The organism is Alcaligenes sp. GCM10023179 (assembly GCF_042653705.1).
Classification (GTDB): Bacteria; Pseudomonadota; Gammaproteobacteria; order Burkholderiales; family Burkholderiaceae_B; genus Alcaligenes; species Alcaligenes phenolicus.
Genome location: NZ_JBHSIQ010000002.1, coordinates 648,611 through 675,409 on the forward strand (window position 1 = coordinate 648,611; position 26,799 = coordinate 675,409).

Here is a 26,799-nt window from a genome sequence, read left to right on the forward strand (position 1 = left end):
GGCACAATAAAGGAATCAGATTTGTTGATGGTATCACCCCCCCATGCCTGAACTGCCAGAAGTTGAAACAACTCGTCGCGGAATTGCGACGGTTATCCAGGGAAAAAATGTCCGACAATTCCTGGTTCACGAGCCCCGTTTGCGCTGGCCCGTGCCTGCCTCTTTGCCGCAATGGATTGAAGGCCAGGCCGTCCAGAATTGCACGCGTCGAGGCAAATACTTGTTGTTGCATTTTGAACAAGGCGTCCAGATCATCCATTTAGGAATGTCCGGCTCCCTGCGTCGTGTGGATCTGGATGAAGAACGCCGCAAGCATGATCATGCGGAATGGATCTTTGATGAGGCCCGCTTCCTGCTGCACGACCCACGACGATTTGGTGCGATATTATGGCACGCCCATAGGGACGGCCCTCTGGAAAACCACCTTTTACTACGTACTTTAGGCGTAGAACCTTTCGATCCCCTGTTCACCCCCGAGTATCTGCACCGACATCTGCAAGGGCGGCGCGTCGCCATCAAACAGGCCCTGCTGGGCGGCAAGATTGTGGTGGGAGTAGGCAATATCTACGCTTCCGAATCCTTGTTCCTGGCCGGTATTCACCCCGAACTGCCCGCCGGTGAAGTTTCCTTGCATCGCTGCGAAAAACTGCACTCGGCCATCTTGAGCACCTTGCAATCCGCCCTGGACTCCGGGGGCAGCACCTTGCGCGATTACGTCAATGCCAGTGGTGAACCGGGCGCTTACTTCGACATTCACGCCAATGTGTATGAGCGTGCCGGCAAACCCTGCCCACGCTGCCAACAGCCTATCAAACGGATAGTCCAAGGCCAACGCGCGACCTATTACTGCTCGCGCTGCCAGCGCCGCTAAACCCTCCCCCTTTTTTCTGACAGCGTCTGATGCCGGTTCCGGCAGGCAGGCGCTCGTCTATTCTTTTGCCAATTAAGCTTGCCCTATTCAGGTATTCACCTATATCTAACTGATTCACCATAAACTAATCTGACACCATCCCTATCGACTGTGGAGTCATTTTCATGAGCAAGTCCTTCGCCTCGCATAACGACCTGGAAGACAAAGTCGTTGCCTTTGAAAAACTGTCCGACAACGCCTACGCCTATACGGCTGAAGGTGATCCCAACACGGGCATCATCATTGGTGACGAGGCCATTATGGTGATCGACACCCAGGCCACGCCGGTCATGGCTGAAGACGTGATTCGCCGCATCCGCGAAGTCAGCGACAAACCGATCAAGTATGTCTTGCTGTCGCACTACCACGCCGTGCGCGTGCTGGGTGCCTCGGCCTACAACGCCCAGGAAATCCTGGCCAGCCGCGACACCTACGACCTGATCGTGGAACGTGGCGAGCAGGACAAAGCCAGCGAAATCGGCCGCTTTCCCCGCCTGTTCCGCAACGCCGAATCCATTCCTCCCGGCCTGACCTGGCCCACCATGACCTTTGAAGGTCATATGACGGTGGACCTGGGCAATCTGGAAGTACACCTGATGCAAGTGGGTCGTGGCCACACCAAGGGCGACACCATCGCCTGGCTACCCAAGCAGAAAATCCTGTTCGCCGGTGACCTGGTGGAATACCAATCCACCCCGTACGCAGGCGACTGCTACTTCCGCGAATGGCCACGCACACTGGACCGTCTGGGCGACTTCAAAGCTGAACAAATGGTTCCTGGCCGTGGCCCGGCACTGAAAAACGCCACCGAAGTGCGTCAAGCCCTGGCTGGCACACGCGCGTTTCTGACAGACCTGTACTCCAGCGTGCAGCAAGGCGCAGCCGCCGGTAAAGACCTGAAGACCATTTACCGCGAAACCTACGATTTCATGAAGCCTCGCTACGCAGACTGGGTCATTTTTGATCACTGCATGCCCTTTGACGTGTCCCGTGCCTACGACGAAGTCAACGGACACGAAGACCCACGCATCTGGACCGCCGAACGCGATCTGGAGATGTGGAAACAGCTCGAAGGTCAGTAAGACGCAAGGCCAGGGAGAAAGAAAATGGGAGACATTAATTACCAGACCCTGGAGCTGACGCAAGCGCCCCCACCGGCTACCCATGCCCGCCACCCCGTTGTGGTGGTGGGTGCCGGCCCGGTGGGGCTGACCATGGCCCTGGATCTGGCGGCCAAAGGCCACCGGGTCGTGATTCTGGACGACGACACCACGCTGTCCAAAGGGTCACGGGCCATTTGCTTTGCCAAACGCACCCTGGATATCTGGGATCGATTGGGCGTGGGCTCGCGCATGATGGACAAAGGCGTGTCCTGGAATGTGGGCAAGGTTTTTTTCCGCAATCAGGAAGTCTGGAGCTTCAATTTGCGGCCCGAAGAAGGCCACCAGCGCCCCGCTTTTATCAATTTGCAGCAGTATTACTGCGAAGGTTATCTCTACGAAGCAGTCTGCGCTCAGCCCCTGATCGAACTGCGTTCCGGCCATAAAGTGCTGAACGTGGTGAATCAGGCAGAAGGCGTGCATCTGGATATAGAAACCCAGCAAGGCAATTACACCCTGGAAGCAGAATGGCTGCTGGCCTGCGACGGCTCGCGCTCGGCCATTCGCCGTGCCTTGGGTGAAAGCAGCAGCGGACGCGTATTCAAGGACCGTTTCCTGATTGCAGACGTGCGCATGCAAGCCGACTTCCCCGCCGAGCGCTGGTTCTGGTTTGACCCGCCCTTCCACCCCAATCAATCTGTCTTGCTGCACAGCCAGCCGGACAACGTCTGGCGTATCGACTTCCAATTGGGCTGGGATGCCGACCCGGTTGAAGCCGTCAAACCAGAAAACGTGCTGCCCCGCATTCGTGCCCTCCTGGGTGCCGACGCCCCCTTTGAGCTGGAATGGGTCAGCATTTACACCTTTGCCTGCGAGCGCATGGAGCGCTTTCGCCATGGCCGTATTCTGTTTGCCGGAGACTCGGCCCACCGTGTCTCGCCTTTTGGCGCACGCGGCGCCAACAGCGGTATCCAGGACGCCGACAACCTGGCCTGGAAGCTGAATCTGGTTCTGAATGCCCAGGCTCCCGACAGCCTGCTGGACAGCTACAGCCATGAACGTGAATTGGCTGCAGACGAGAACATTCGCCATTCCAGCCGTTCAACAGATTTCATCACGCCTAAAAGCGAAGTCAGCCGCCTGTTCCGTGATGCGGCCCTGATTCTGGCGCGTCGCCACGCCTTTGCCCGTGTACTGGTCAATAGCGGCCGCCTGTCCTTGCCCAGCGCCTACCCAGACAGCCCCTTGAATACGGCTGACACACACGAGTTCTCCGCCACGGCCACACCGCTAGGAGCCTGCGTCCCCGATGCACCTATAGAACAAAACGGTCAGCAAGGCTGGTGGCTGGGTCAATTGGGCAGCGGCTTCACCCTGCTGGAATTTGGCGAAGGCCAGGCCAGCCAGTCTGAAGTGGTAGACGAACTGGTCGCCCAAGGTCTCTTGACCCGCCTGCGTGTCTGGCCCGCTGGCACCAGCGCTACCCAGGCCCAGGGCGGCATCATCGACAGCCAGGATATGCTGCGTCAGCGTTACGACGCCCAACCCGGTTCCTGCTATCTGATTCGCCCCGATCAACACCTGTGCGCCCGCTGGCGTCATCTGGATGGGCAAACTGTCCAGGCTGCCTTGCACAAAGCCTGTGGCCATTTCCTGGAGAGTGCTTCATGTCTACACTGAATACCGATACCCCCCTGGAACGGGCTGACGACTTCTACCAAATGTTGATCGATGCCCACCAAGGCCTGAGCACAGCACAAAGTCATGCCATGAATGCCGCTTTGGTGCTGTTGCTGTGCAATCATGTCGGCTCGCTGGATGTGATCAAGCAAGCCTTGGATGCCGCCCGCCAGACCTGCCTGGAGCAGGCTGCCTGAATCTGGAGACCCCTAATGAGCTCTTTGAATTATCAGATTGGTTTTGGTAACGCTTTTGCCACCGAGGCTCTGCCCGGCGCGCTGCCACTGGGACGCAACTCGCCGCAGCGCTGCCCTTACGGGCTGTATGCCGAGCAGTTGTCCGGCACGGCCTTTACCGCGCCACGCGCCGATAACCGCCGCTCCTGGCTGTACCGCATTCGCCCCAGCGCCAAGCAAGGAGCATTTACGGCATTTGAAGGCGCTCCCCACTGGAATGAAGACTTTGGTCAAGGCCCGGCCAACCCCAATCGCCTGCGCTGGAGCCCGCTGAATCTGCCCAGCAAGCCGACCGATTTTCTGGCTGGTGTCCATACCTGGGCAGGCAATGGCAGCAGCGACTCGCAAAGCGGCGTTGCCATCCATCTGTACGCCATCAACCAGTCCATGGGTCGGCGCGTGTTCTACAACGCCGACGCCGAAATGATGTTCGTGCCCGAACAGGGCCGCCTGCGGCTGGTCAGCGAACTGGGCATCATGGAAATCGAGCCTTGCGAGATTGCCGTCATGCCGCGTGGCGTGCGCTTCAAGGTGGAGTTGCTGGACGATGTGGCTCGCGGCTATCTGCTGGAGAACTTCGGTGCGCCTTTGCGTCTGCCCGAACTGGGTCCGATCGGCTCTAACGGCCTGGCCAATGCCCGTGACTTCAAAACGCCGGTAGCCTGGTACGAAGATGTCAGCGAGCCTCATGAGTTGGTCACCAAATTCACAGGCGGCTTCTGGGTTGCGCAACTGACGCACTCGCCGCTGGACGTGGTGGCCTGGCATGGCACGCACGCCCCCTACAAATACGATTTACGCGACTTCAATGTGATCGGCTCGATCAGCTACGATCACCCCGATCCCTGCATTTTCAGTGTATTGACCTCGCCCTCCGACACCCCCGGCACGGCCAACCTGGACTTTGCGATTTTCCCGCCACGCATTCTGGCCATGGAAAACACCTTCCGCCCCCCTTGGTTCCACCGTAACTTCGCCAGCGAATTCATGGGCCTGATCCAGGGTGTGTACGATGCCAAGGCCGATGGCTTTGCACCCGGCGGCTCCAGCCTGCACAATTGCATGAGCCCGCATGGCCCCGATGCCAACACCTTTGACAAGGCCAGCAGTGCGGACTTGAGCAAGGCAGACTATCTGCGCGGTACCATGGCCTTTATGTTCGAGACCCGCAAAGTCATCCGCCCCTCGCCACAGGCCTTGCAAAGCGGCAGCCTGCAAGCCAATTACGATGCCGTCTGGGACGGACTGGAAAAACACTTCTCTACGGAACAAAAGGCATGACCCGACCTTATCTGAATGACACTCACGACCCCAAGCTGCAAAGCTGGGTGCCCGGCGCCAACGAGGCCGATAACGGTTTCCCCATCCAGAACCTGCCCTTTGCCGTGGCCCGTCGCCGTGACAGTCAGGAAGACTTCCGCGTCATGGTGGCCATTGGCCCTTACGCGCTGGACCTGGGCCTGCTGGCCTGCGATACCCCCTGGCACGGCAAAGCCGCCGACGCTCTGGCCGCTTGCGTCAAACCGGCACTGAATGGCCTGATGGCTTTAGGACAGGAATACTGGAGCGCACTGCGTGCCGCCTTGTCGCACGACTTGCGTCAGGGCTCTTCGGCCGAATCACGCCTGCGCCCCATGCTGATCGAACGCAGCAAGCTGGAATACGCCCTGCCCGCCCAGATTGGCGACTACACCGACTTCTACATTTCCGTGCACCACGCAACGGCGGTGGGCAAACAGTTCCGCCCCGACGCCCCCTTGCTGCCCAATTACAAATGGGTGCCTATTGGCTACCACGGCCGTGCCTCCAGCATCGGCGTATCCGGCCAGCAGTTCCCGCGCCCCGTCGGCCAGACCCGCCCACCCGAAGGGCAGGAGCAGCCCAACTTTGGTCCTTGCCAGCGCCTGGACTTCGAGCTGGAGATGGGCATTCTGATTGGCAAAGGCAACGAAGCTGGTCACCGTATTCCTATCGCTCAGGCAGACGAACACGTTTTTGGTCTGTGCCTGTTCAACGACTGGTCGGCGCGCGATCTGCAAGCCTGGGAATACCAGCCTCTGGGCCCCTTCCTGGCCAAGAACTTTGCCTCGACGATCTCCCCCTGGGTAGTGACGCTGGAAGCCCTGGCTCCCTTCCGTCGCCCCTTCAGCCGCCCCGAGTCCGATCCCCAGCCTCTGCCTTATTTGCAGGATCAGACCAACCAGGAAAGTGGCGTTCTGGACGTGGAACTGGAGGTGTACCTGAGCACCGAGCAGTCTCGCCAGCAAAAGAAAGACCCCGCTTTGCTCTCGCGCAGCAACTTCAAGGAAGCGTATTGGACTGTGGCCCAACTGGTCGCCCATCACAGCGTCAACGGCTGCAATCTGCAAACTGGAGACCTGCTAGGCACCGGCACCTTGTCCGGCCCGGCCAAGGGTCAGGAAGGCTCCTTGCTGGAAATGAACCAGGGCGGCAAGAACCCCATCGACCTGCCTTGGGGCGAACAGCGTAAATTCCTGGAAGATCAGGACGAGATCATTTTGAAAGGCCTGTGCCGTCAAGATGGCTACCCGACCCTGTCTTTTGGTGAATGTGCCGGTCGAGTATTGCCTGCCGTTCCTTAAATTCAAGACACCTTTGTAAACGACACCCCGCAGCCGGTATCTGGCTTCGGGGTGTTTTTACGTAAAGCTTTATCGAAACAGGCTCGCAAAAACAAAAAAGGGACTTGAAGTCCCCTTTCTGCAAACTCGGAGAGCCTTAGGCAGGCAATTGCTTATGTCTGGCCCAAGACCAGAGGATATAAAACAGAACGCAGCCATACAGCCCCAGCACAGCGCCTGAAGCCAGCACCTGGCTAAGAAAATGGTAGCCCTGCATGATGCGTAGAAAGCCGAACAGCAAACCGGCGCTGATACCCAGCACAAAGCCCCCGGCGGCCAGTTTGCGGCAGCCTGTCATGACGCCCACAAAGGACAGGGACAGGAGCACAAAGCCGGATGCGGCATGAGCACTGGGCAAGGCATTGCCTGCCTCAGCCCAGGAATGCGCCCAGAAGTAGGTGGGCATGGATTCTATACCGCCAAACATGGCCAGATTAAAGGGCCTTGGCATGGCGGTCAGATGTTTCAGTACGCCTACCATTAACGGGCCACTACCCATGAAGAAAGCCGCCCCCGCCCAAGCCAGTTGGCGGCGGGAACCCTTGGGCTGCCGCCAGGCCACGATCGTCCATACCACTGCGCCGCCAAAGGGAACGAACCACACCAGCCTGCGCCCGAACAAATCGACAAAAGGCTGCAATCGCCAGGAAAAGTCCTGGATTTGTGGGTCATAGAAATAGGCACTGAGTGACAGGTCCGTTGCTGAACCCATCGTCACTGCCGCGACGATTCCCAAAACAGTAAAAAAAACGGCACTGGCAACGATATAAGGACGAAAAAACATCTACACACCAAGTAGCTTCAATCAGTCGGGCAATACTTTACCGGGGTTCATGATCCCCAAAGGATCCAGCGCCGTCTTGATCTGCTTCATCAAGGCCAGGGAAACCGGGTCTTTATAACGGGGCAGCAGTTGGCGCTTGAGCTGGCCTACGCCATGTTCGGCACTGATGGAGCCATGGAAACGGTGCACGCTGTCATGGACCAGCGCATAGATCTCGTCCTGACGCTTCAGCAGCTCTTCCTCCGTGAAGGCCGTGCCACGCGCAACGTTGTAGTGCAGGTTGCCATCACCCAAGTGCCCGAATGTCACGTTTTCCAGACCCGGGAAGGCTTCTTGCAAAGCCTTGTCTGTCTCGTGCACGAACTGGGACATCACGGACACAGGGATGGACACATCATGCTTGATGCTTTTCCCATAGGCTTTCTCTGCCAGTGGAATGCTTTCACGCAAATGCCAGAGCGCCTTGCTTTGTGCGATGGTCTCGGCGATAACGGCGTCTTGCACCAGATCTTGCTCCAGAGCCTGGCCGATCACGCTTTCAAAACGCTCGCGGGCATGCTCCAGGCTTTCGCTATCAGACAGCTCCAGCAAGGCATACCAGGCTGCTTTTTCAGCCGGGCCCTGGAAAGGCATACGTTGATCGGGATAGCAATGCAGCACGGCTTGCAGACAATTGCCTGCAATCAGCTCAAAGCCGGTCAAGGACGCCGCCAGCCCCTGGCGCGCCAATGCAAGCACCTGAACGGCATCTTCAATCGTATTCAATGCCAGCAAGGCGGTGCACGCTGCTACAGGCTGGGGATAGAGCTTGATGGTCGCGGCGGTGATGATACCCAGGGTGCCTTCGCTACCAATAAACAAGTTGCGCAGGTCGTAACCGGTATTGTCTTTGCGCAGCCCAAGCAGCCCATGCAGAATTTCACCTTGGGCAGTCACCACTTCCAGCCCCAGGGTCAGGTCACGAGCATTGCCGTAACGCAAAACCTGTGTACCGCCTGCATTGGTGGCCAGATTGCCGCCAATCGTGCAGCTGCCTTCTGCGGCCAGACTCAAGGGGAACAGACGCTGATGATCACGGGCGGCCTGCTGCACATTTTGCAAAATGCAGCCTGCTTCCACCACCATGGTGTCGTTGTCGGTATCCACGCTGCGAATCTTGTTCAGGCGCTCCAAAGACAGCACCAGCGCAGTGGCGCTGTTGTCCGGCGTTGCGCCCCCGCACAAACCGGTATTGCCGCCTTGAGGGACGATGGGCACGCGGTGCTGCGCGCATAGACGCACGACCTGGGCCACTTCTTCTGTCGTTGCAGGCCGGGCCACCGCCAAGGCAGTACCGGTATAGCGTCCACGCCAATCCTCCAGGTACTGCTGCATGGATTGTCCTGTCAGCACATGTTGCTGACCAATACGCTGTTCAAGTTCGTTCAGAAAAGTCATGACCCAAGCCACTCAAGAAAAACAATCAGGCGCTCTTGCTGTCGCGCTACAGCTCTTAATGGTAACTCACGAAAGCCGGTGGCATTCGCGCTAAACTTCTTTCTTTGTGTATTCGTTCAGGACGCGACAGTGACCCACATTCCCGCTCTACCGACCGCTGTATTCAAAGCCTACGATATTCGGGGCACCGTTCCCGAGCAACTGAATCCCGACTTCGCCTACCAATTAGGTCTGGCCCTGGCGGCCCTGGCCCGTGAACAAAGCGTGCAAACCCTGGTAGTGGGTTACGACGGCCGCCACAGCAGCCCTGCGCTGTCTCGTGCCCTGCAACAAGGGATCCAGGCAGGCGGAATCAACACAGTCGATCTGGGTATGGTTCCTACTCCCGTCGTCTATTTTGCGGCCAATGTACTGGAAACCGGCTCGGGCGTAGCCATCACAGGTAGCCATAATCCGTCCAACTACAACGGCTTCAAGATGATGATGGCCGGCAAGACCTTGCACGGCCAGGATATCCAGGGTCTGATGAAACGCATGCAAGCCGGTATTGAGCCTGCGGCTCAAGCAGGCACCGGCGAGAAAAAGGACTTGCTGGACCAGTACGTCAGCACCATCGCCGAACGTGTCAAACTGGCCCGTCCCATGAAAATTGCCCTGGACTGCGGCAACGGCGTGGGTGGCGTCGTGGCTGCCCGCCTGTTCAAGGCCCTGGGTTGCGAAGTGGACATGCTGTTTGAGGATGTAGACGGCAGCTTCCCCAATCACCACCCGGACCCGGCCGAGCCGCACAACCTGCAAGACCTGATCTCCCATGTTCAAAACACGGACTGCGAAGTGGGTCTGGCCTTTGACGGCGATGCCGACCGCCTGGGTGTGGTGACTCGAACGGGTCAGATCATCTGGCCTGATCGTCAGTTGATTCTGTACGCGCGCGATATTTTGCAGCGCGAACCTGGCTCCACGATTATTTTTGACGTGAAATGCAGCCGCCACGTCGCTCTGGAAATTGCCAAGGCCGGGGGTGAGCCCTTGATGTGGCAAACCGGCCATTCGCTGATCAAGGCCAAACTGGCCGAAACGGGTGCCCCTTTAGCGGGCGAAATGAGCGGCCACGTGTTCTTCAAGGAAGGCTGGTACGGCTTTGATGATGGCTTGTACACAGGCGCACGTCTGCTGGCGATTCTCTCGCGCGGTGACAACCCGACGGCAGAGTTGGAAGCCTTGCCGCAAGACCTGTCCACACCGGAACTGAAACTGCCGCTGGCCGAAGGCGAGCCTCATGCCTTGATTGCCCGCCTGCAAAAAGAAGGCCGTTTCCCCAGTTCCAATCAGCTCAACACGATTGATGGTGTACGTGCCGAGTACCCGGACGGCTTCGGTCTGGCTCGCGCCTCCAATACCACTCCAGTGATTGTGCTGCGTTTTGAGGCCCAGTCCCAAGAGGCGCTGGATCGGATCCAGGGAGAATTCCGGGCGGCACTGCTGGCTTTGAAGCCGGATGCAGCATTGCCTTTCTAAGGCCGTGGAAGTTCACTCATACCCAGATCCCTGCTCGCTGGTCTCTAGTCTCTAGTCTCTAGTCTCTAGTCTCTAGTCTCCAGCGCAGTATAAAAATGCCTCCACGCGGCAACTTTGGCTTGCTGTCCCCAAAGGGGGCACTTTTTACCGGGACGACTAGCCCTGGGGCAGCACAGCGATAAAAAAAGAGCTGCACTGCCTCTGAAACCTTGGATTCAACCCCAAGTCACAGCAAGCAGTTCAGCCCGTTTTTTATGCCTTGGCCCAAGCCCCAGGCAGCCAAAGCCTTAACGGCTCAAATACTGATACAGATCCAGATGAGCCTCGCTGATACGGCCTATATCAAAAGCCTCTTCAGCCAGACGGCGGCTTTCCGCCCCCATGGCTTGCCGCTTGGCCGTATCTTCACCCAAGTCCATCACAGCCGCCGCCAATGCCTGCGCATTACGCACTGGCACCAGTACACCGGTCACGCCAGGTTCGATGGCATCACGGCAACCGGGTACATCCGTTGTAACCACCGCGCGCCCGCAGGCTGCGGCTTCTACCAAGGACTTAGGCAGGCCCTCACGGTAGGACGGCAGCACGGCAATGTGTGATTGAGCGTAAAGCTGCGCAATATCGCTACGTTCGCCCAGACACTCCACCACGCCCTGCTTTTGCCAGCTCTGCCACTCCTGATCGCTGATACTGGCCGGATTACCGGGGTCGGGACTGCCAGCCAGTACCCATTTAACCGGGCTACCTTGAGCAGCGCTGATGCGTGCAGCTTCAACAAACTCACGCACACCTTTATCTACCAGCAGGCGCGATACCATCAGGGCAACGGGCGGGCCTTCGGGCTCTGGCAAAGCCTGAAACTGATTCAAGTCCACGCCTGAGCCACGAATCAGGACGCACTGATCGCGTTTGACAACACGGTCTTCCAGCAAGACATCACGGTCATTGCTGTTCTGGAAAATCACGCGGCTATTCGGATGTCCCAAGGCAATGCGGTAAAGCTGCAGGGCAATCCAGCGCACCGGATCAAAGGACTTGTCGCGCTTGGTAAATACATAGCCCAGCCCGGATACAGCGGCCAGAAAACCAGGCACGCCGGCCAGTCGCGCTGCAATCCCTCCATACAGAACCGGCTTGATGGTGACCGCATGCACCAGCTCCGGACGCTCACGGCGAAACAAACGCCACAGGGCCCAAATAGTTTGCAGCTCTTGCAAGGGGTTGGTCCCGCTGCGTGTCATGGGCAAAGCATGGTGATGCAGGCCGTGACGCTCGATCTCGGCAACCGCCGGGCCGTCCATGGTGGCGACATGCACGTCATAACCCTCACGTTGAGCGGCTTGCGCCAAAGGCAAACGATGCGACAGGAAAAAAGCGGGGTTATTGACCACGAACATCAGCATGCGCGTTTTCTTGCTGGTATCGTCCGTCAAGGCACTCAAGGCCTGACGGCTGCGCTTGCGCTTGGGGGGATACTGCGCCGTCAAGGTCTTCCAGGCCTGCGTGTAATTCTTGACCATGCCTTCCAGGGAGAACAGGCGGGCAACCCGTTCACGCGCATGCTCATGACGAGCCTGCCAGGAAGGCGCACCCAGTTCATCCACCGCGCTATTGATCGCGCCTGCCAAAGCTTCAGCATTGCTGGGGGGAACAATCCAGCCCTCATTACCAACGATCAAGGCAGCATCACCCACATCGGTGACCACATTGGACACCCCCGCAGCCATTGCTTCGCAGACCACGTTGGGAAAACCTTCTGCCGAGCTGGACAAGACATGCACGTCCAGCGCATTCATCAGGCGAGGGACATCGCTGCGTCGTCCCATCAGGATGACGCTCTCGCGCAACTGATGCTGATCCAGCAAGCGCATCAAGGTTTCGTTATTGCTGTCCATGCCATCGCCAATCAAAAGGCAACGCAAGCCCGGATGACGGTGCAGGCTGCGAGCTAAGGCGGCCAGCAGATTGGGATGATCTTTAAGCGGATTCCAGCGGGCCACACTGCCAATGACAGGCGTATCCAGTGACAGGCCCAATTCTTCGCGCACTTCTTCACGTGCCTGCGGGTCAGGATGCCAACGGCTTAGATCGTAGCCATTGGGAATCACTTTCATGATGTCGGCGCGATAGCCCCACTGCTTGTGACGTCGGGCGGCATTTTCTGCGCAGGACACAATCAAATTGGGAATAAAGCGTGACAGGCGGGCGCACAGCCAGGCCACCATACGAGCTTTCGGGCTGCCTTGATACAGATTCGCGCCGGAATTACGAATACCCCAGGACACAGCCGGAATGCCGACCAGTCGCGCTGCGGCACCACCGATCAGATCGGAGTGATACATCCAGGTCTGCACCACATCGGGCTGCAAATCGCGCAGCAAGCGCGTCAGCGATCGCAGACCTTTCAAAAAGCCCAGCGGCGAGTGCATGTGCAGGCAGTACAAAGGAATGTCTGCAGCCCGTAGTTGCGGCCCGAAAACATCTTCCTCGCCCAGAGAAATCACAATATGTTCGGTATCTTGACCGGGTGCTGTCACCAAGCGGAACAAGACGGTTTCTGCCCCACCCTGCCCCAGTCCCGCAATAATATGCACGACTCGCAAGGGCGGCGTTACTTTCTCCAGCTTGTCATCCACGGCGTCTGTGTCCTGATTGAACGACCTTGGCTGCATTGCACTCATGCTTTGGCTCCCTCTTCGATACCGCCACGGGCGGCCTGAAAGACCTGGTCCCAGTTAAGCAAAACCTGCTCTAGTTCATAACGCTGACGCACCGCTGCAGCGGCACGACGGCCCAAGACGCCCCGAAAGACGCCATCCCCCATCAGCTCGGCCAGGGCGGCAGTCAAGGCACCTTCATCCCCTACCGGCACCAGCAGGGCATCCTTGCCATCGGAACTGATTTCGCGCGGGCCGCTGGGGCAATCAACCGTCACGGCGGGCAGGCCCATGGCCATGGCTTCCAGCAACACGTTCGGAAAACCCTCTACTTCCGAAGTCATGACAAAGGCATGGGAGCGCGCCATTTCCTGCCAGGGCTCAGCGGTCTTGCCGGCCAGTTCGATACGATCGCCCGCGCCGGACATGGCAATCTGCTGCACCAATTGGGCTCGCTGCGGGCCATCGCCCCAGATTTTCAATTTCCATTCCGGATGCTCGGCGGCCAGGCCTGCAAATACGCGGATCAAGACATCAAAACGTTTGGAGGGCACCAGACGCCCCATGGCCATCAAGGTGCAGTGACGGTTCTCCTCCACCCGCACCTCGCGCTGCACGGCATTCAAGGCCTGCGGCAAGGGGTTGGGAACCACCATGACCTGCTTCATGCCCGGCACCATGGCCTGGAACGCCGCCACACTGGCTCGGGTTTGCACAGTCACTACCTGCGCCTTGGGGTACAGACGGCGGCGCAGGCTTTGCAGCAGCTTGCCTGCGCTGCTGCTAAAGGCCGGGTTGGTGCGTTCACCCACCACAATAGGGACGCCCATGCCGCCCAGCCCCAGCAACACATTGATATTCACATTGGTCAGAAAAGACACGATGACATCAGGCTGTTTTTCATGCACCAGCTTGCGCATGGCGCGCAGCTTGGCCAAGGGTTTGGGCAACCAGCTACCGCGCATGCGATGGGCCAGCCACACCAGTTCCACCTTGGAGTCAATAGGGTAAAAGGCGCTGCCTCCTCCACTATAAGTAGGCACCAGGGTGACCTGATCGCCCCGCAAACCCCAGGCATTGGCCAGGGTGGAAGCGACGCGCTCGGCGCCGCCTGCGTTCAGGGAGCTGACGAAAAACAGAATATTCACTGGGCCTCCGTGGGCTCATCGACCGGGTAGCTTGGGCCTGCTGGCACTAGGCAAAGCGCCATTTTAAGGCCGACGCAAGCACTGTTCCAACACTTGCTGCCATAGCGCCAGAACTCGGGCCGAGGAAAAACGATCGCGCACATCCGTGGCGCGGCGCGCCAATCGCTGACGCTTGTCGTCGTTGGACATCAGGTCGGATAAATGGGCTGCCAGGGCTTCCACGTCTTCAATCGGGCGTACCAAGACGCCGTCAATATTGGCACGGATAATCTCGCGCGGGCCGGTATCGCAATCAAAGGCAACCGCGGTCAAACCGCTGGCCATGGCTTCCAGCAGGCTGTTGGACAAGCCTTCCATGCGGGAGCTGAGTACATACAGATCTGACTGCTCGTACCAGTCCGCCATATTGCCGACGCGGCCGGGAAGCTGAATCCGCTCTTGCAGCTCCAACTCTTCAATTCGTGCTTCCAGAGGAGCACGCTGCTCGCCTTCGCCCAGAATCACCAAGTCCCAGTCCGGGAAATAGTTGGACAACATGGCAAAGGATTCGATCAGGGTGTCAAACCCTTTAACCGGGTGCAGTCGCCCCACAGCCAGCAAACGTTTGCGGCCTTCTGGCAGTTCGGGCACCGGCACGACAGGCTCGGCACTATCCATAGGCCAGCGTACGGCATTAGGAATTACCTGAACCTGGCTGCCGGGCACATGCTCGCGCAACCAGTCTGCAGTACCAGCAGTCAGCGCGATCACGGCATGAGCTTGCGGATAGGTACGCAAACGGGCTTTTTGCCAGAAAGAGGACAAGGATTGGGAGGGCGGATGCGTATGCTCGGTAGCAATCACCATGCAGGGCAAGCCTTTGGCGGCAGAAATGGCCAGTACCGAGGAAGTGGTCATCATGCCCAGAACCACATCGGGTTTGGTCTTGCGTATCAGGGATCGCACCCGGCTCACGCGCCGCCAGTTCTTCCACAAGGCATCCAGGCGGCCACGACTGCTGCCTGCCGTTCCCAGCACGTGGCGCTCTACGCCCTCTGCTACGGTATACGCGTCTTTGTCACGGCCGGCCTGCGTCACCAGAGACACTCGATAGCCGCGCGCCACCCAGGCTGCGCTTAAATCGACGGCGACACGTTCTGCCCCGCCCCCACCCAAAGAGTGGATAAGCAGCATGATATGAGGGCGAACTCCCGAATGACTGTGCACGTTTTCCTATTCCTGCGAACCAGGCGCAAAGGCACTGGCTGGCTTCAAAGCCAAGATGAAATAACAAGTGAAAGAAGCCGCATACATCAGGCTGGTCGCCAGCATGATGCCCGACGGACCCATGCGCGCCGCCAGAATCGGGTTCAGGGCCGCTTTCACCAAAAAATTGATCACGGCAATAATTGCCATGGATTTATAACGGTTCTGACTGGCCAATAGCTGCACCAGAATCAGCACCCCAAAATAAAAAGGCAGTTGCACCAGTCCCCAGCTAAAAACCTGGGCGACGGTGGCCGTATCCTGCGCGGTAAACGCGCCACGCTCAAACAGCAGTGCCACGCCCCAAGGAGCCAGCAGGACGCCGATGGACGCCGCTACTCCACCAGCCGCCAACATCATGACCGACCATTTCAAGGCCATGGAACGAGCACGGGCGTTATCGCCCCGACTTTGAATATCAGCCAGCACAGGCAAGGCAGCACGACCTACAGAGGCCGCACCCACACCTAGAACCAAGGCCAGCAAGCGCGTGGCATAACCCAAGGTCGCGTTGGCATTCGCGCCCAGATTGGCCGCCGTATATTGGTCGATAGGGCCGACAAAGCTCATGGCAACCTGCCCCACTAGCATGATCGTGGCGGCCTTGAGCAAATCCGGCCACTGTTCGGCACGCAAGCTGATCGTGGGACGAGCCCAGATCTGATCAGCCCGAGAAGCCAGAATCATCAGCCACACGGCCTGGATCGTCATACCCAGCAAGGTGCCCCACAACAAGGGGCCAATGCCGGCATTGGCGCCTGCGGCCAGCACCCAGATCAGGATGACAAAGGCAGGAACACTTTCCAGCAAGGTGTTGATGTGACGCTCATGCGCCCGCAAACGGGCGGCACTCAGGCCAATCATCAGGGTCAGAACCGCCGCTGGCGCAAAGGCAAACAGCAGTTCCTGGCTCATTTCATGGACTGCAGGACTTAAACCCTGTCCCGTCCATTGCAGCACCCAGGGCCAGCTAATCCAGATCAATGCACCCAGCACGCAGCCCAGCACAATGCACCAGGCCTTGAGTTCACCCAGAAAACGGCTGCGCGCAGCCGGTTCCAGACGATGCAAGCGCACCAGAACGGGAATCAGCACAACGGACATGGAGCCAACGATTGTCACTGGCAGCCAATTGGCCATGACCATCGTGAACTGATAGGCATCGACTACATCGCTCACACCGTAGCGATAAGCCACCGCCATTTCTTTGAAAGCGCCCGCTGCCTTGCCCAGCAACAGAAAAAACGCCACCCGCATCGCCCCCAGGGCGATGCGACGGTGGTCGTCATGCAAACTAGACAGACGTGCTTTCAGGCTGGCCCAAATCAACTCAGAAACGCCACGTACCAGGGCATGGCTGTGTTCAGGCCCTGCAAAATCGTGTGAGTCGGCTCGTAACCCAATTGGGTGCGAGCCTTAGTGATATCGGCTTGAGAGTGCAGCACATCGCCCGCGCGGAAGTCCGCATAGATGGGCTGTTTGGTGTAGTTCACACCATTTGCACTCAAGGTCTGCTTCAAGTGCTCGAACAGCTCGTTCAAACTGGTGCGAGCATTGACGGCCACGTTATAGACTTCGGCCACAGCAGGTTTTTGCTGCACGGCGGCCAGGATATTCATCTGAATAACGTTGTCGATAAAGCAGAAATCGCGGCTGGTTTGGCCATCCCCATTGATTTGCACATCCTGGTTCTGGATCATGGCCGATACCCATTTCGGGATCACCGCAGCGTAAGCACCGTTAGGGTCCTGACGTTTGCCAAATACATTGAAGTAACGCAGGCCCACGCTGGAAAAGCCATAGGCACGGGCAAACACGTCCGCATACAGCTCGTTCACGAACTTGGTGACGGCGTAGGGGGACAGTGGACGACCAATCGTATCCTCCACCTTGGGCAAACCGGGATGGTCGCCATAGGTGGAACTGGAAGCCGCATAAACAAAGGCTTTAACCTGTTCGTCACGCGCAGCCACCATCATGTTCAGGGCACCGTTCACGTTGACCTCATTGGAAGTCAGCGGATCGTTCAAGGAACGAGGCACCGACCCCAAAGCGGCCTGGTGCAGCACATAGTCCACGCCTTTAACAGCTTCGCGACAGGTATCCAGATTGCGGATATCGCCTTCAATAAAGCGAAAACGGGCCCAGCGCTCGGCACCAACCTGATCGCGCACTTCGTCCAGATTGTATTGATGGCCGGTTGCAAAGTTATCCAGACCTACCACCTGCTGATCCATTTTCAGCAGAGCTTCCAGCAGGTTGGAACCGATAAAGCCGGCACAACCCGTAACCAGCCAGGTTTTAGGCTGATTACGCAGTTGCTGGCTCGCCTGTTCAAATGCAGCGCTCATAATGCTTTCCAAAATTAAAGACGCAGATCGGATTGTTCGCGATCAAACACATACTTCAAGTCGTAGAGCACATGCTCGGGCTTACCCCATTGGCGCACACCCTCCACACCCAGTTCCTTGAACTGCTTGTGGGCTACAGCCACGATCACCCCGTCGTACTCACCCGCTTTAGGAGTTTCAACCGGAGTAATACCGTATTCATGTTGCGCTTCTTTAGGGTCAACCCATGGATCGTATACATCTACGTGAACATCGTATTGCTTGAGTTCATGCACGATATCGACAATACGGGTGTTACGCAGGTCCGGGCAGTTTTCTTTAAAGGCCAGACCCAGCAACAAGACGCGCGAACCTTGCACCTGAATGCGGCGCTTGGTCATGGCTTTAACCAGTTGGGAGGCCACATAGCCGCCCATGGAGTCGTTCAGACGGCGGCCAGCCAGAATGATCTCGGGGTGGTAGCCAATGGCTTGCGCCTTGTGGGTCAGGTAATAGGGGTCCACGCCAATGCAGTGGCCGCCTACCAGACCGGGACGGAAAGGCAGGAAGTTCCACTTGGTACCCGCCGCTTCCAGCACGTCCAGGGTGTCAATGCCCAGGCGGTTGAAGATCAGAGCCAATTCGTTGATCAGGGCGATGTTCACGTCGCGCTGGGTGTTCTCGATCACCTTGGCCGCTTCTGCCACACGAATGGAGCTAGCCTTGAAGGTACCCACCACAATGATCTCGCGGTACAAGGCGTCGACCAATTCAGCGACTTCAGGGGTCGAGCCGGAAGTGACTTTCTTGATGGTGGAGACGCGGTGTTCCTTGTCGCCTGGATTGATACGCTCCGGACTGTACCCCGCGTAGAAATCTTCGTTAAAGCGCAGGCCCGACACTTGCTCCAGCACAGGCACACACACTTCTTCGGTCGCGCCGGGGTAAACCGTGGATTCATAAACCACGATGTCACCACGCTTGAGCACTTTACCGATGGTCTCGGAAGCGCGGACCAGGGGAGTCAGATCAGGCTGTTTGAATTCATCGATAGGCGTGGGCACAGTCACAATGAACACATTGGCCTGGGCCAGTTCATCGGCCTCGCAGGAGTAGCTCAAGCCACTGGCCTGGGCCAGTTCTTCGCTCTCGACCTCCAACGTGCGGTCTACCCCTTCCTTGAGTTCGGCGACACGACGCGCGTTAATGTCAAAACCAATAACGGAACGCTTTTTGCCAAACTCTACAGCCAAAGGCAAACCGACATATCCCAAGCCGATGACGGCCAGTTTCACATTCTCAAGTTGCAACTTCATTCTCCAGTTAGCGCTATGCGCAAGGAATAATCTTGAACGCCTGACAGTATCAGTCCCGATCTATCCGCCGCCGTACCGAGGGTAGCAGCAGCCAGGAAGGGCGACGCCACGAAACCAGACGGGAATAGAGCCAGATATAAACCAGTGAGAAGGCCAGCATGCTGGCACACAAAGCCCAGGTATTGTCCCACCAGATCGTGGCCGGCACCAAACCGATCAGGGCCAGTACCCACAGGTACGGCGAGGTCATGGCATTACAAAACGCGGGCAAGGCTCCGCCACTGTCACGACTGAACGTGGAACGCACCAGACGACGGAACACCAGTTGATGCAGGTGCAGCGCGTCCGGCTGATCCACAGGCACACCGCGTTTGAAACGGCGACGCCAGATCGAAAACATGGTTTCAAAAACAGGGTAAAACAGCACGGCCAAGGCGTAAAACGGCGACACACTGGGGTTGCGCACCACCAGTTGCACAGCCAGTTCAGCCAGCATGAAGCCCAGGAAATACGCGCCGCCATCCCCCAGAAAGACCCGTCCAAAAGGAAAGTTCCATACCAGAAAGCCCAGGGTGGCCGACGCCAGCGAGGCGGCAATCAGGAAAATCGGAATGTCCTGCACCTGCAAGGCCACCAGAGCCAGGGACAGCGCCATCAAGGTGGCGATCATGCCGGCCAGGCCATTCATACCGTCAATAATATTCAGGGCATGGGTACAGCCGCCTACCGCAATCATGGTAAAGAGCAGCGAAATGGGCCAGAAACCCAGAACCCAATCAGCCCAGCTCACCCCAACACGCGACACACCGCCCAGCAACCACCAGGCAATCGCGGCCGACAGGAAAGCGGCCAGCAAGCGTTTCAGGGAACCTACGTCCTTGGTGATGTCCTCGACCAGGCCCGCCACAAATACCGGCATGGCAGCCAGAAACAAGACCGGCCACAGCCAGGTCAGTGTCATATTGCTGGGCCCAAGGACCAGCAAGCCAGCCAAACTGCCTGCCACCACGGCCAGACCACCCACACGCGGGGTAGGACGAGAATGGGACGCTTGGGGTTTACTAAGGTCGCTGTCCCCGGTCAGACGGCCATGCCAACGTTCGGAGGCCACGATCAGCCCGCCGACCATAAAAGCCACGACACAGATATACAACCAGGTAAGAGACTCCCCCATCTGAGGTAAAGACACCGCAAAACACCTGCTAGGTTAGGAACTACACATTATCAACCTGCCTTCCGGCTTGTGTCCGTGACCAGTCGCATTAAATGCAACAATTTCCGTCAAGTCCCGTATCACTTTCGTGTAGGCAGGAGTAGCTCGCTAATTTGCCCGAGCGCGAGCCCGAAAGCAAGTATTTTGCGGGATTGGGGCTCAGGAATCGGGTTGCGGCAACGGTTCTGTCGAGGCCAGCTGATTACCGCACTCGGTCAGGAGTCGCCGTAACCAGCGATGGCTGGGCGAATGCCGGTTACGTTCATGCCAGAGCTGATAAAAGCGCATGGGCGGAAACTCCAGCGGGGCCTCCAGAATCGCCAGGGGCAATAGTCGACAATAAAACTCGGCGAAATGACGCGAAGTCGTAAAAATCAGGTCTGTATTCTGTAGCAAATACGGTGCTGCCGAAAAGGACTGCACCGCCACGCTTTCATCACGCTGAATACGCAGGGTCGCCAAGGTCGTATCGATGACACCGCGCTGGTTGATGGAATACGGCATGGGCACCACATGGCGCGCCCGCACGTAATCATCCATGGTCAACCCCTTGCGAGCCAAGGGGTGCGTTGCCGCTACCAGGCAGACAATCTGATCTTCCAGCAGCACGGACAGGTGCATGCGATCGGGCGGTTCGGGCCAGTTCCCAATAACCATATCCAGGTCGCCTTCCGCCAAAGAACGCTCAAAATCAAAGCTGGCATCCAGAGAATGCAGATTCAAACGCGCCCCCGGTGCCTCGCGACGCATGCGCTCGACCACTCCGCCAATAAAGACAGGCGCCAGATAATCTGGCGCTCCGATATGAAACTCACTGCGACTTACCTGAGGGTCGAAACTGTCGGGTGCATTAACCATACAGTCGATCTCGGCCAGAGCTCCTTTAGCGTGGGCCAGCAGGCCAATGGCGCGCTCAGTAGGCACCATGCCCCCTTTTTCGCGCACCAGCAAAGGATCGCCAATAATGTCACGCAAGCGTCGTAAGGCCGCACTGATAGCAGGCTGCGACTGGTTCATTTTGAACGCGGTACGCGAGACGCTGCGCTCGGTAACGAGTAAGCAAAATACCCTCAAGAGATAGGTATCAAGCGGGTTATCCCCACGTCGGGCGGCCATCTTATTCTCTCCTTCTTACGCTTTTTTCCAGCATGATAATGACATACATGCACAATACGAGATGGCATATATCATTTATACGCCTAATTCTATTTTATTTATAAACAGAAAACTTAAACTGGTCCCATATAAGAAAATCATAGCCCACAGGCGGTGGTTTATAAGGGTTTGAATAAATCAAACATACCGTGTAAACGCCCACCCACTACCCTTGATAAAACGGCCTCCAGGCCTGGTCCTGGAGCCGCCTCGGCTCGCACTATTTACGCTTAGATAATCGGACTGACACATGACTACTCAAACCCTTACCACCACACAGGCGCTCACCGAACTCTCCAGCCTGGATCAGAGCCAATTTGTGGACAAGCTCGAAGGTATTTTTGAACATTCCCCCTGGGTCCCTGAGCGTAGCTGGAACCAGCGTCCCTTTGAAAGCGTGGATCAGTTGCACGCCTGCATGGTGCAAGTGGTCCAGGAAGCATCGCACGAAGAACAGAAGAACCTGATCTGTGCTCACCCCGAGCTGGCTGGTAAAGAAGCCGAGCAAGGGACACTGACCACCGCATCGACAGGCGAACAACGTGGCGCCGGCCTGGATCAGTGCTCGGCCGAAGAGCTGGCCCGTCTGCGTGGCCTGAACGCCCAATACCGTGAGCGCTTCGGTTTTCCCTTCGTGATTGCCGTCAAGGGTTTGAGCCGTTACCAAATCATGGATACAGTAGAAGCTCGTCTGAACAACAGTGCTGAAACCGAGTTTCAAGCTTGTCTGACTGAAATCGGCAAGATTGCCCGTTTCCGTCTGGATGCGCTGCTGGGCTGATTTTGCTGCCTGCCGGGTCTTGTTGACCCATCCAGTTCACGGGGTAGCGCCAGCCTGCGGGCACGCTGCCCTTTGTTTCCTCTGACCCTTCGTGGCGCGGCTGCTTTCAGCCCCACGCGGGTCTGCCCTACCAAGGACCTCTGCCATGACAATCACATTGAAGTTGGAAACCCTGACAGCCGAAGCCTTCGCCCCCTTTGGTGATGTCATCGAGGCCTCCGACACGGTTCAGCACTTCACCATCAATGAAGGCAATACCGAGCGCTACCACGACCTGGCCAAGATCGAGCCGGGTGCAGACGGCCACGCGATTGTGTCCATTTTCCGTGGTCAGCCACGCACCCTGCCCTTTACCGTGGAAATGATGGAACGCCACCCCAAAGGTAGCCAGGCCTTCATTCCGCAGTCCGGCCAACCGTATCTGGTGATTGTGGCCCCTGCTGGCCCGACTCCCAAGGCAAGCGATCTACGCCTGTTCCTGGCCCGTGGCGACCAGGGCGTGAACTACGCAACTGGCGTTTGGCACCACCCCTTGATGGCACTGAATCAAGTGGCCGACTTCATCGTGATTGATCGCAAAGGTCCCGGCGACAACTGCGATGTGATTCAGCTGGAAGAAAAAGCCATCATTGCTGAACTGGAAACCACAGCAGCGTGAGCCAGTCCTGCCCCATCACGCCGGACATAGCGGCCATTTACGCCCATCGTCCGGCCGATATTGATCCCGAGCACTGGCGCGCCCGTGTCAATCTGGCCGCCGCCTACCGGCTGGCGGCCCGCCAGGGCTGGGACGATATCATCTACACCCATATTTCCCTGCGCCTGCCCGGCCACGACGACACTTTCCTGATCAATCCCTTCGGTTTGCGCTTTGATGAAATCTGCGCTTCCAATCTGCTCTTGATTGATACCCAGGGCCAGGTTGTGGACGGCACAGGCCGTCGTGCCAACCCCAGCGGTTTTGCCATTCACGGCGCCGTTCACCGCGCCCGAGCGGATGCACACTGTGTCATCCACTTACATACAGATGCCTCGATTGCCGTCTCGGCTCTGTCCTGTGGATTGCTGCCTCTATCGCAACACGCCATGCGGTTCTGGCAGGATATTGGCTATCACGACTATGCCGGTCTGGCCTTCCCGCCCCAGGAGCAAGAGGCCCTGCTCCAGCAATTAGGCTCCTATCCCGCTCTGCTCTTGCGCAATCACGGCGCCCTGACCTGTGGCCGTACTGTTGCCGAGGCTTATGTCCTGATGGATGCCTTGGAGCGCGCCTGTCGCATTCAGCTCTCGGCCATGGCTGCCAGCCCGCAACTGCACCTGCCCCCAACGGATGTGCTGGATTTGACACATCGCCAGCTTTTACCCGGGGATGAGCCAGAGGGCTTGTTAGAATGGCCAGCCTTGCTGCGCAAGCTCTATCAGAGCGAGCCGGATTTTTGCCGCTAAGACCCTTTCCACCCCTACGGAGCTTTTATGCCTTCTATTAACGTACAACTATTCGACGGCCGTCCCGTGGAAATCAAGCGTGAGCTCGCCCAGGCCCTGACTAAAGAAGCCTGTCGCGTGCTTGGCTGTACCCCGGAGGCCGTCGATGTGGTCTTTACCGACGTCAAACGCGAGGACTGGGCCACGGCCGGCGTCCTGTGGTCGGACAAATAACTCAGACCCATGAAAAAGCGGCCACAGGGCCGCTTTTTTTATATCTTTCAGTACCTTAACGGCTCTTCAAACATAAATCAAACGGTAGTTTGGAGGCTGCTAACATAGATTTCCAGGACGGACTAGGTGGGCAATACCCCTAGCACTGAAAAATGCATGAAAAAAGCAGGAATCTGCTAGGGCGTGGCCTGAACACAGGCCCCATCTACAGGGCTTATATCCTTTCCCCCCTGTCAGCATCAGCCTGCCATACGCTTTTACGTATTCTACTTATCAAGCCGTACTGCCTTCCAGTGATACGGCCCATCCGATAACTTTATGCTTACGCGGCCCAGGCATCGGCTGCGCATAACGTATTAATAAGGAGACCCGGATGTCCGCCAACCCAGAAGTGTCCACACCTGCTGCTTGTGACGGTGTAGACGAACGCCTACCAACGGGGCGCCTGGCAACCCTTGGTTTGCAACACGTCATGGTGATGTACGCGGGCGCAGTTGCTGTCCCCCTGATCATTGGTGCGGCCTTGGGCCTGTCCAAGGAACAGATCGCATTCCTGATTAATGCCGACCTGCTGTGCTGTGGCCTGATCACCATCATCCAGGCTCGTGGCCTGGGTATGTTCGGTATCAAACTGCCCGTCATGATGGGCGTGTCCTTTGCAGCGGTCAGCCCCATGATCGCCATTGGCCTGGATCCGCAACTGGGCCTGCCCGGTATTTTCGGCGCCACCATTCTGGCCGGTATCTTCAGTATTCTGATTGCTCCGGTATTTAGCCGTCTGATGGGCCTGTTCCCCCCGGTCGTGACCGGCATCATCATTACCGTGATTGGCGTGACGCTGATGCGCGTGGGTCTGAACTGGATCGGCGGCGGCTCCCCTACTATTACTGACGCCGCCACCGGCCTGTCCATCCCCAACCCAGAATACGGCTCGCTGGAAAACCTGGGCATTGCCCTGATGGTGCTGACTGTGATCCTGCTGATCACCAAGTTTGCACGCGGTTTCCTGGCAAACGTGGCAGTGCTGATTGGCCTGCTGGTCGGTTTCTTTGTCTCTTTGGCCATGGGTCGCATCACCTTTGAAGGTCTGGATCAGACCAGCTGGTTTGCGGTGGTGACTCCATTCCACTTTGGCGTGCCTACTTTCAGCTGGGCCCTGCTCGGCGCAGCGGCAGTCCTGTCCCTGATCATGGTGGTGATCATGGTTGAGTCTCTGGGTATGTTCCTGGCATTGGGTTCCATCTGCGGCCGTCCTACCGACCGAGAAGCGCTGGTGCGCGGTCTGCGTACCGACGGTCTGGGTACCCTGGTGGGCGGCATCATGAACACCTTCCCGCATAGCTCGTTCTCGCAAAACGTGGGCCTGGTCAGCGTGACAGGCGTGCGCAGCCGCTGGGTATGTGTCATGGGCGGTGCCTTCCTGATCATGCTGGGCCTGTTCCCCAAAATGGCTTTCATTGTGGCCTCCATCCCCAACTACGTTCTGGGCGGTGCTGGCATTGTGATGTTCGGCATGGTGGCCGCTACCGGCATCAAGATCCTGATGTCGGCCAACCTGAACCGTAACCCTTACAACCCCTATATCGTGGCCATCAGCCTGGGCTTTGGCATGATTCCCCTGGTTGCCGAGCACCTGCTGGACAAGATGCCCCCTGCTCTGGCTCCCTTGCTGCATAGCGGAATCTTGCTGGCTGCCGTATCTGCCATCTTGTTGAACCTGTTTTTCAACGGCATGGAAAAATACGCCGACCAAGGTCACACCGTTGAATCCACCGCTGCTACCCAGGCCCGCAAACAGGCCGCCGCTCAAAACGCGACTGAAGACAGCGGCAATCACCTGGCCTCGCAAAACGGCTAAGCCCCTTTTTGATCAGCCGCCCTGCCTGAAATGGGCGGCTGTTCAAATTTCCGCAGTACCTTCATAAAAGTATCGACTGTCCATAATTAATCTAAGCAAGGTCAGTAACACCCACTCAAAGAAAACTAAGGCCGCAGGCCGTAAGGGACATCAGATCCCAAGGACCTGCTTGCGCTCAAACAAAGAGGAGACACCATGAAAAAGCTACATCCTGCTCGCTGGGCATGCGCCCTGCTGGCCGCCCCACTGCTGTCCAGCCCCGCCTTGGCAGCCGACTGGAGCGACACCTTTTTAGGCTACCGCTTCAGCACGCAATACACCGAGCCGATGAACGATCGGACTATCCAGAAGCACATCCTGAGCCTGACACACGTTAACGGCTACAGCCTGGGCCAGAACTTCTTTAACCTGGATATTCTGCAGTCGGATCGCTACGACCCGTCCAGCGGCAATGGCAGCAATGGCGCCACCGAGTTCTACGCCACCTACCGTCACCAGCTCTCCATGGGCAAGGTATTCGACAAGGATCTGAGCTTCGGTCCCGTGAAAGATGTGGCCATTACTGCAGGCTTTGACCTGAACACCAAGAACACTGCCTTTGCACCGCGCAAACGCCTGCTGGTACTAGGCCCGACCTTCAAATTCGATGTCCCCCGAGGTTTTGTGGACCTGAGCCTGATGGTAGGTAAAGAATGGAACCACTGCGGTCTGGGTGCTCCCGCCTGCCCGGACAGTCGCAGCTCCTTCCACACCCAGTTTCTGGCCAGCCTGAACTGGAACCTGCCCTTCGATGTGGGTTCGGTCCCGCTGAAGTTCCAGGGCTTTGCCAACTACGCCGGCCCCAAGGGTGACGACTACGCAGGCATCAGCACCAAGTCTGAAGTGCTGGTCCGTACCTCCCTGATGGCTGACGTGGGTAAAGTGGCCTTCGACAAGAAGAACACCCTGTGGGTGGGTATTGGCTACGAGTACTGGTACAACAAGTTCGGTAATCGCTATATGGCGAACGGCAACCTGAAGCCTGGCATCAAAACCAGCGCCCCCACCGTACAAGTGGAATGGCACTTCTAAGCGCCATGCAGCATAAAAAAACCGCTTTTCGAAGCGGTTTTTTTTATTCAGAAGACCAA

General features: G+C 57.6%; 23 protein-coding genes and 1 pseudogene. 13 read left to right on the top strand and 11 right to left on the bottom strand.

Annotated features, from left to right (window positions below):
• The first annotated feature begins 43 nt into the window (after positions 1 to 43).
• The 6 genes from mutM to fahA all read left to right on the top strand — a co-directional run bounded on the left by mutM (position 44) and on the right by fahA (position 6,529).
• Positions 44 to 871 carry a bifunctional DNA-formamidopyrimidine glycosylase/DNA-(apurinic or apyrimidinic site) lyase gene (mutM, locus tag ACFPDR_RS12320; RefSeq protein ID WP_035271243.1) on the top strand — a complete coding sequence of 276 codons (828 nt, stop codon included), beginning with the start codon at positions 44 to 46 and terminating at the stop codon, positions 869 to 871.
• A 164-nt stretch (positions 872 to 1,035) separates the two neighbouring features.
• Complete coding sequence (locus ACFPDR_RS12325; protein ID WP_009461090.1) at positions 1,036 to 1,992, top strand: MBL fold metallo-hydrolase; 957 nt, start codon at positions 1,036 to 1,038, stop codon at positions 1,990 to 1,992.
• 24 nt (positions 1,993 to 2,016) lie between these two features.
• Positions 2,017 to 3,690 (top strand): FAD-dependent oxidoreductase, encoded by a 1,674-nt coding sequence (locus ACFPDR_RS12330; RefSeq protein ID WP_376911184.1) that lies wholly within the window; start codon positions 2,017 to 2,019, stop codon positions 3,688 to 3,690.
• The gene (locus tag ACFPDR_RS12335; protein WP_009461092.1) at positions 3,678 to 3,887 is read left to right on the top strand and encodes a DUF2783 domain-containing protein; all 210 of its coding nucleotides are present in this window, start codon (positions 3,678 to 3,680) and stop codon (positions 3,885 to 3,887) included. The genes ACFPDR_RS12330 and ACFPDR_RS12335 overlap by 13 nt, the downstream gene beginning before the upstream one ends.
• Before the next feature lie 15 nt (positions 3,888 to 3,902).
• Entirely contained in the window at positions 3,903 to 5,207 is a 1,305-nt protein-coding gene (gene hmgA / locus ACFPDR_RS12340; protein WP_060186280.1) for a homogentisate 1,2-dioxygenase, read from the top strand.
• Complete coding sequence (gene fahA, locus ACFPDR_RS12345; protein ID WP_376911185.1) at positions 5,204 to 6,529, top strand: fumarylacetoacetase; 1,326 nt, start codon at positions 5,204 to 5,206, stop codon at positions 6,527 to 6,529. The genes hmgA and fahA overlap by 4 nt, the downstream gene beginning before the upstream one ends.
• A gap of 136 nt (positions 6,530 to 6,665) precedes the next feature.
• Here fahA and ACFPDR_RS12350 read toward each other — a convergent pair whose 3' ends face one another.
• Positions 6,666 to 7,352 (bottom strand): phosphatase PAP2 family protein, encoded by a 687-nt coding sequence (locus ACFPDR_RS12350; RefSeq protein ID WP_376911186.1) that lies wholly within the window; start codon positions 7,350 to 7,352, stop codon positions 6,666 to 6,668.
• A 21-nt stretch (positions 7,353 to 7,373) separates the two neighbouring features.
• Entirely contained in the window at positions 7,374 to 8,789 is a 1,416-nt protein-coding gene (locus tag ACFPDR_RS12355; protein ID WP_009461095.1) for an FAD-binding oxidoreductase, read from the bottom strand.
• A 129-nt stretch (positions 8,790 to 8,918) separates the two neighbouring features.
• Here ACFPDR_RS12355 and ACFPDR_RS12360 point away from each other — a divergent pair, with 129 nt between their 5' ends.
• Positions 8,919 to 10,307, top strand: coding sequence for a phosphomannomutase/phosphoglucomutase (locus ACFPDR_RS12360; RefSeq protein WP_060186277.1), 1,389 nt, complete (start codon positions 8,919 to 8,921; stop codon positions 10,305 to 10,307).
• Positions 10,308 to 10,594: 287 nt separating this feature from the next.
• Here the strand turns inward: ACFPDR_RS12360 and ACFPDR_RS12365 are convergent, their stop codons facing one another.
• The 9 genes and pseudogenes from ACFPDR_RS12365 to ACFPDR_RS12405 form a co-directional block, all read right to left on the bottom strand.
• A complete protein-coding gene (locus tag ACFPDR_RS12365; RefSeq protein WP_060186330.1) occupies positions 10,595 to 11,710 on the bottom strand; it encodes a glycosyltransferase family 4 protein in 1,116 nt (371 codons plus the stop codon).
• A 207-nt stretch (positions 11,711 to 11,917) separates the two neighbouring features.
• Positions 11,918 to 12,988, bottom strand: a pseudogene (locus tag ACFPDR_RS12370) (glycosyltransferase family 4 protein); the annotation flags it as partial.
• Complete coding sequence (locus tag ACFPDR_RS12375; RefSeq protein ID WP_009461098.1) at positions 12,985 to 14,112, bottom strand: glycosyltransferase family 4 protein; 1,128 nt, start codon at positions 14,110 to 14,112, stop codon at positions 12,985 to 12,987. The pseudogene ACFPDR_RS12370 and the gene ACFPDR_RS12375, both read right to left, overlap by 4 nt.
• A 63-nt stretch (positions 14,113 to 14,175) precedes the next feature.
• Positions 14,176 to 15,285, bottom strand: coding sequence for a glycosyltransferase family 4 protein (locus ACFPDR_RS12380; RefSeq protein WP_376911187.1), 1,110 nt, complete (start codon positions 15,283 to 15,285; stop codon positions 14,176 to 14,178).
• 39 nt (positions 15,286 to 15,324) lie between these two features.
• Positions 15,325 to 16,686 carry a murein biosynthesis integral membrane protein MurJ gene (gene murJ, locus ACFPDR_RS12385; RefSeq protein WP_376911188.1) on the bottom strand — a complete coding sequence of 454 codons (1,362 nt, stop codon included), beginning with the start codon at positions 16,684 to 16,686 and terminating at the stop codon, positions 15,325 to 15,327.
• Positions 16,683 to 17,708 (bottom strand): SDR family oxidoreductase, encoded by a 1,026-nt coding sequence (locus ACFPDR_RS12390; RefSeq protein WP_239055115.1) that lies wholly within the window; start codon positions 17,706 to 17,708, stop codon positions 16,683 to 16,685. Before ACFPDR_RS12390 ends, murJ begins: the two co-directional genes overlap by 4 nt.
• Before the next feature lie 14 nt (positions 17,709 to 17,722).
• The gene (gene tviB, locus ACFPDR_RS12395; protein WP_022983251.1) at positions 17,723 to 19,003 is read right to left on the bottom strand and encodes a Vi polysaccharide biosynthesis UDP-N-acetylglucosamine C-6 dehydrogenase TviB; all 1,281 of its coding nucleotides are present in this window, start codon (positions 19,001 to 19,003) and stop codon (positions 17,723 to 17,725) included.
• A 49-nt stretch (positions 19,004 to 19,052) separates the two neighbouring features.
• On the bottom strand, positions 19,053 to 20,177 hold the full coding sequence (locus ACFPDR_RS12400; protein ID WP_009461102.1) for an MraY family glycosyltransferase: 1,125 nt from the start codon (positions 20,175 to 20,177) through the stop codon (positions 19,053 to 19,055).
• A gap of 198 nt (positions 20,178 to 20,375) precedes the next feature.
• On the bottom strand, positions 20,376 to 21,332 hold the full coding sequence (locus ACFPDR_RS12405) for a LysR family transcriptional regulator (protein ID WP_009461103.1): 957 nt from the start codon (positions 21,330 to 21,332) through the stop codon (positions 20,376 to 20,378).
• Positions 21,333 to 21,621: 289 nt separating this feature from the next.
• On the opposite strand from ACFPDR_RS12405, the gene uraD reads away from it, so the two are divergent.
• The 6 genes from uraD to ACFPDR_RS12435 all read left to right on the top strand — a co-directional run bounded on the left by uraD (position 21,622) and on the right by ACFPDR_RS12435 (position 26,740).
• Entirely contained in the window at positions 21,622 to 22,152 is a 531-nt protein-coding gene (gene uraD, locus ACFPDR_RS12410; RefSeq protein WP_035271248.1) for a 2-oxo-4-hydroxy-4-carboxy-5-ureidoimidazoline decarboxylase, read from the top strand.
• Positions 22,153 to 22,297: 145 nt separating this feature from the next.
• Positions 22,298 to 22,810, top strand: coding sequence for an ureidoglycolate lyase (locus ACFPDR_RS12415; protein WP_035271249.1), 513 nt, complete (start codon positions 22,298 to 22,300; stop codon positions 22,808 to 22,810).
• Positions 22,807 to 23,598, top strand: a complete 792-nt coding sequence (locus ACFPDR_RS12420) for a class II aldolase/adducin family protein (protein ID WP_080748030.1) — start codon at positions 22,807 to 22,809, stop codon at positions 23,596 to 23,598. Before ACFPDR_RS12415 ends, ACFPDR_RS12420 begins: the two co-directional genes overlap by 4 nt.
• Before the next feature lie 27 nt (positions 23,599 to 23,625).
• Positions 23,626 to 23,811 carry a 4-oxalocrotonate tautomerase gene (locus ACFPDR_RS12425; RefSeq protein ID WP_009461108.1) on the top strand — a complete coding sequence of 62 codons (186 nt, stop codon included), beginning with the start codon at positions 23,626 to 23,628 and terminating at the stop codon, positions 23,809 to 23,811.
• 373 nt (positions 23,812 to 24,184) lie between these two features.
• Complete coding sequence (locus tag ACFPDR_RS12430; RefSeq protein WP_060186274.1) at positions 24,185 to 25,669, top strand: nucleobase:cation symporter-2 family protein; 1,485 nt, start codon at positions 24,185 to 24,187, stop codon at positions 25,667 to 25,669.
• A gap of 195 nt (positions 25,670 to 25,864) precedes the next feature.
• Positions 25,865 to 26,740 carry a hypothetical protein gene (locus tag ACFPDR_RS12435; protein WP_115634274.1) on the top strand — a complete coding sequence of 292 codons (876 nt, stop codon included), beginning with the start codon at positions 25,865 to 25,867 and terminating at the stop codon, positions 26,738 to 26,740.
• Positions 26,741 to 26,799 lie beyond the last annotated feature (59 nt).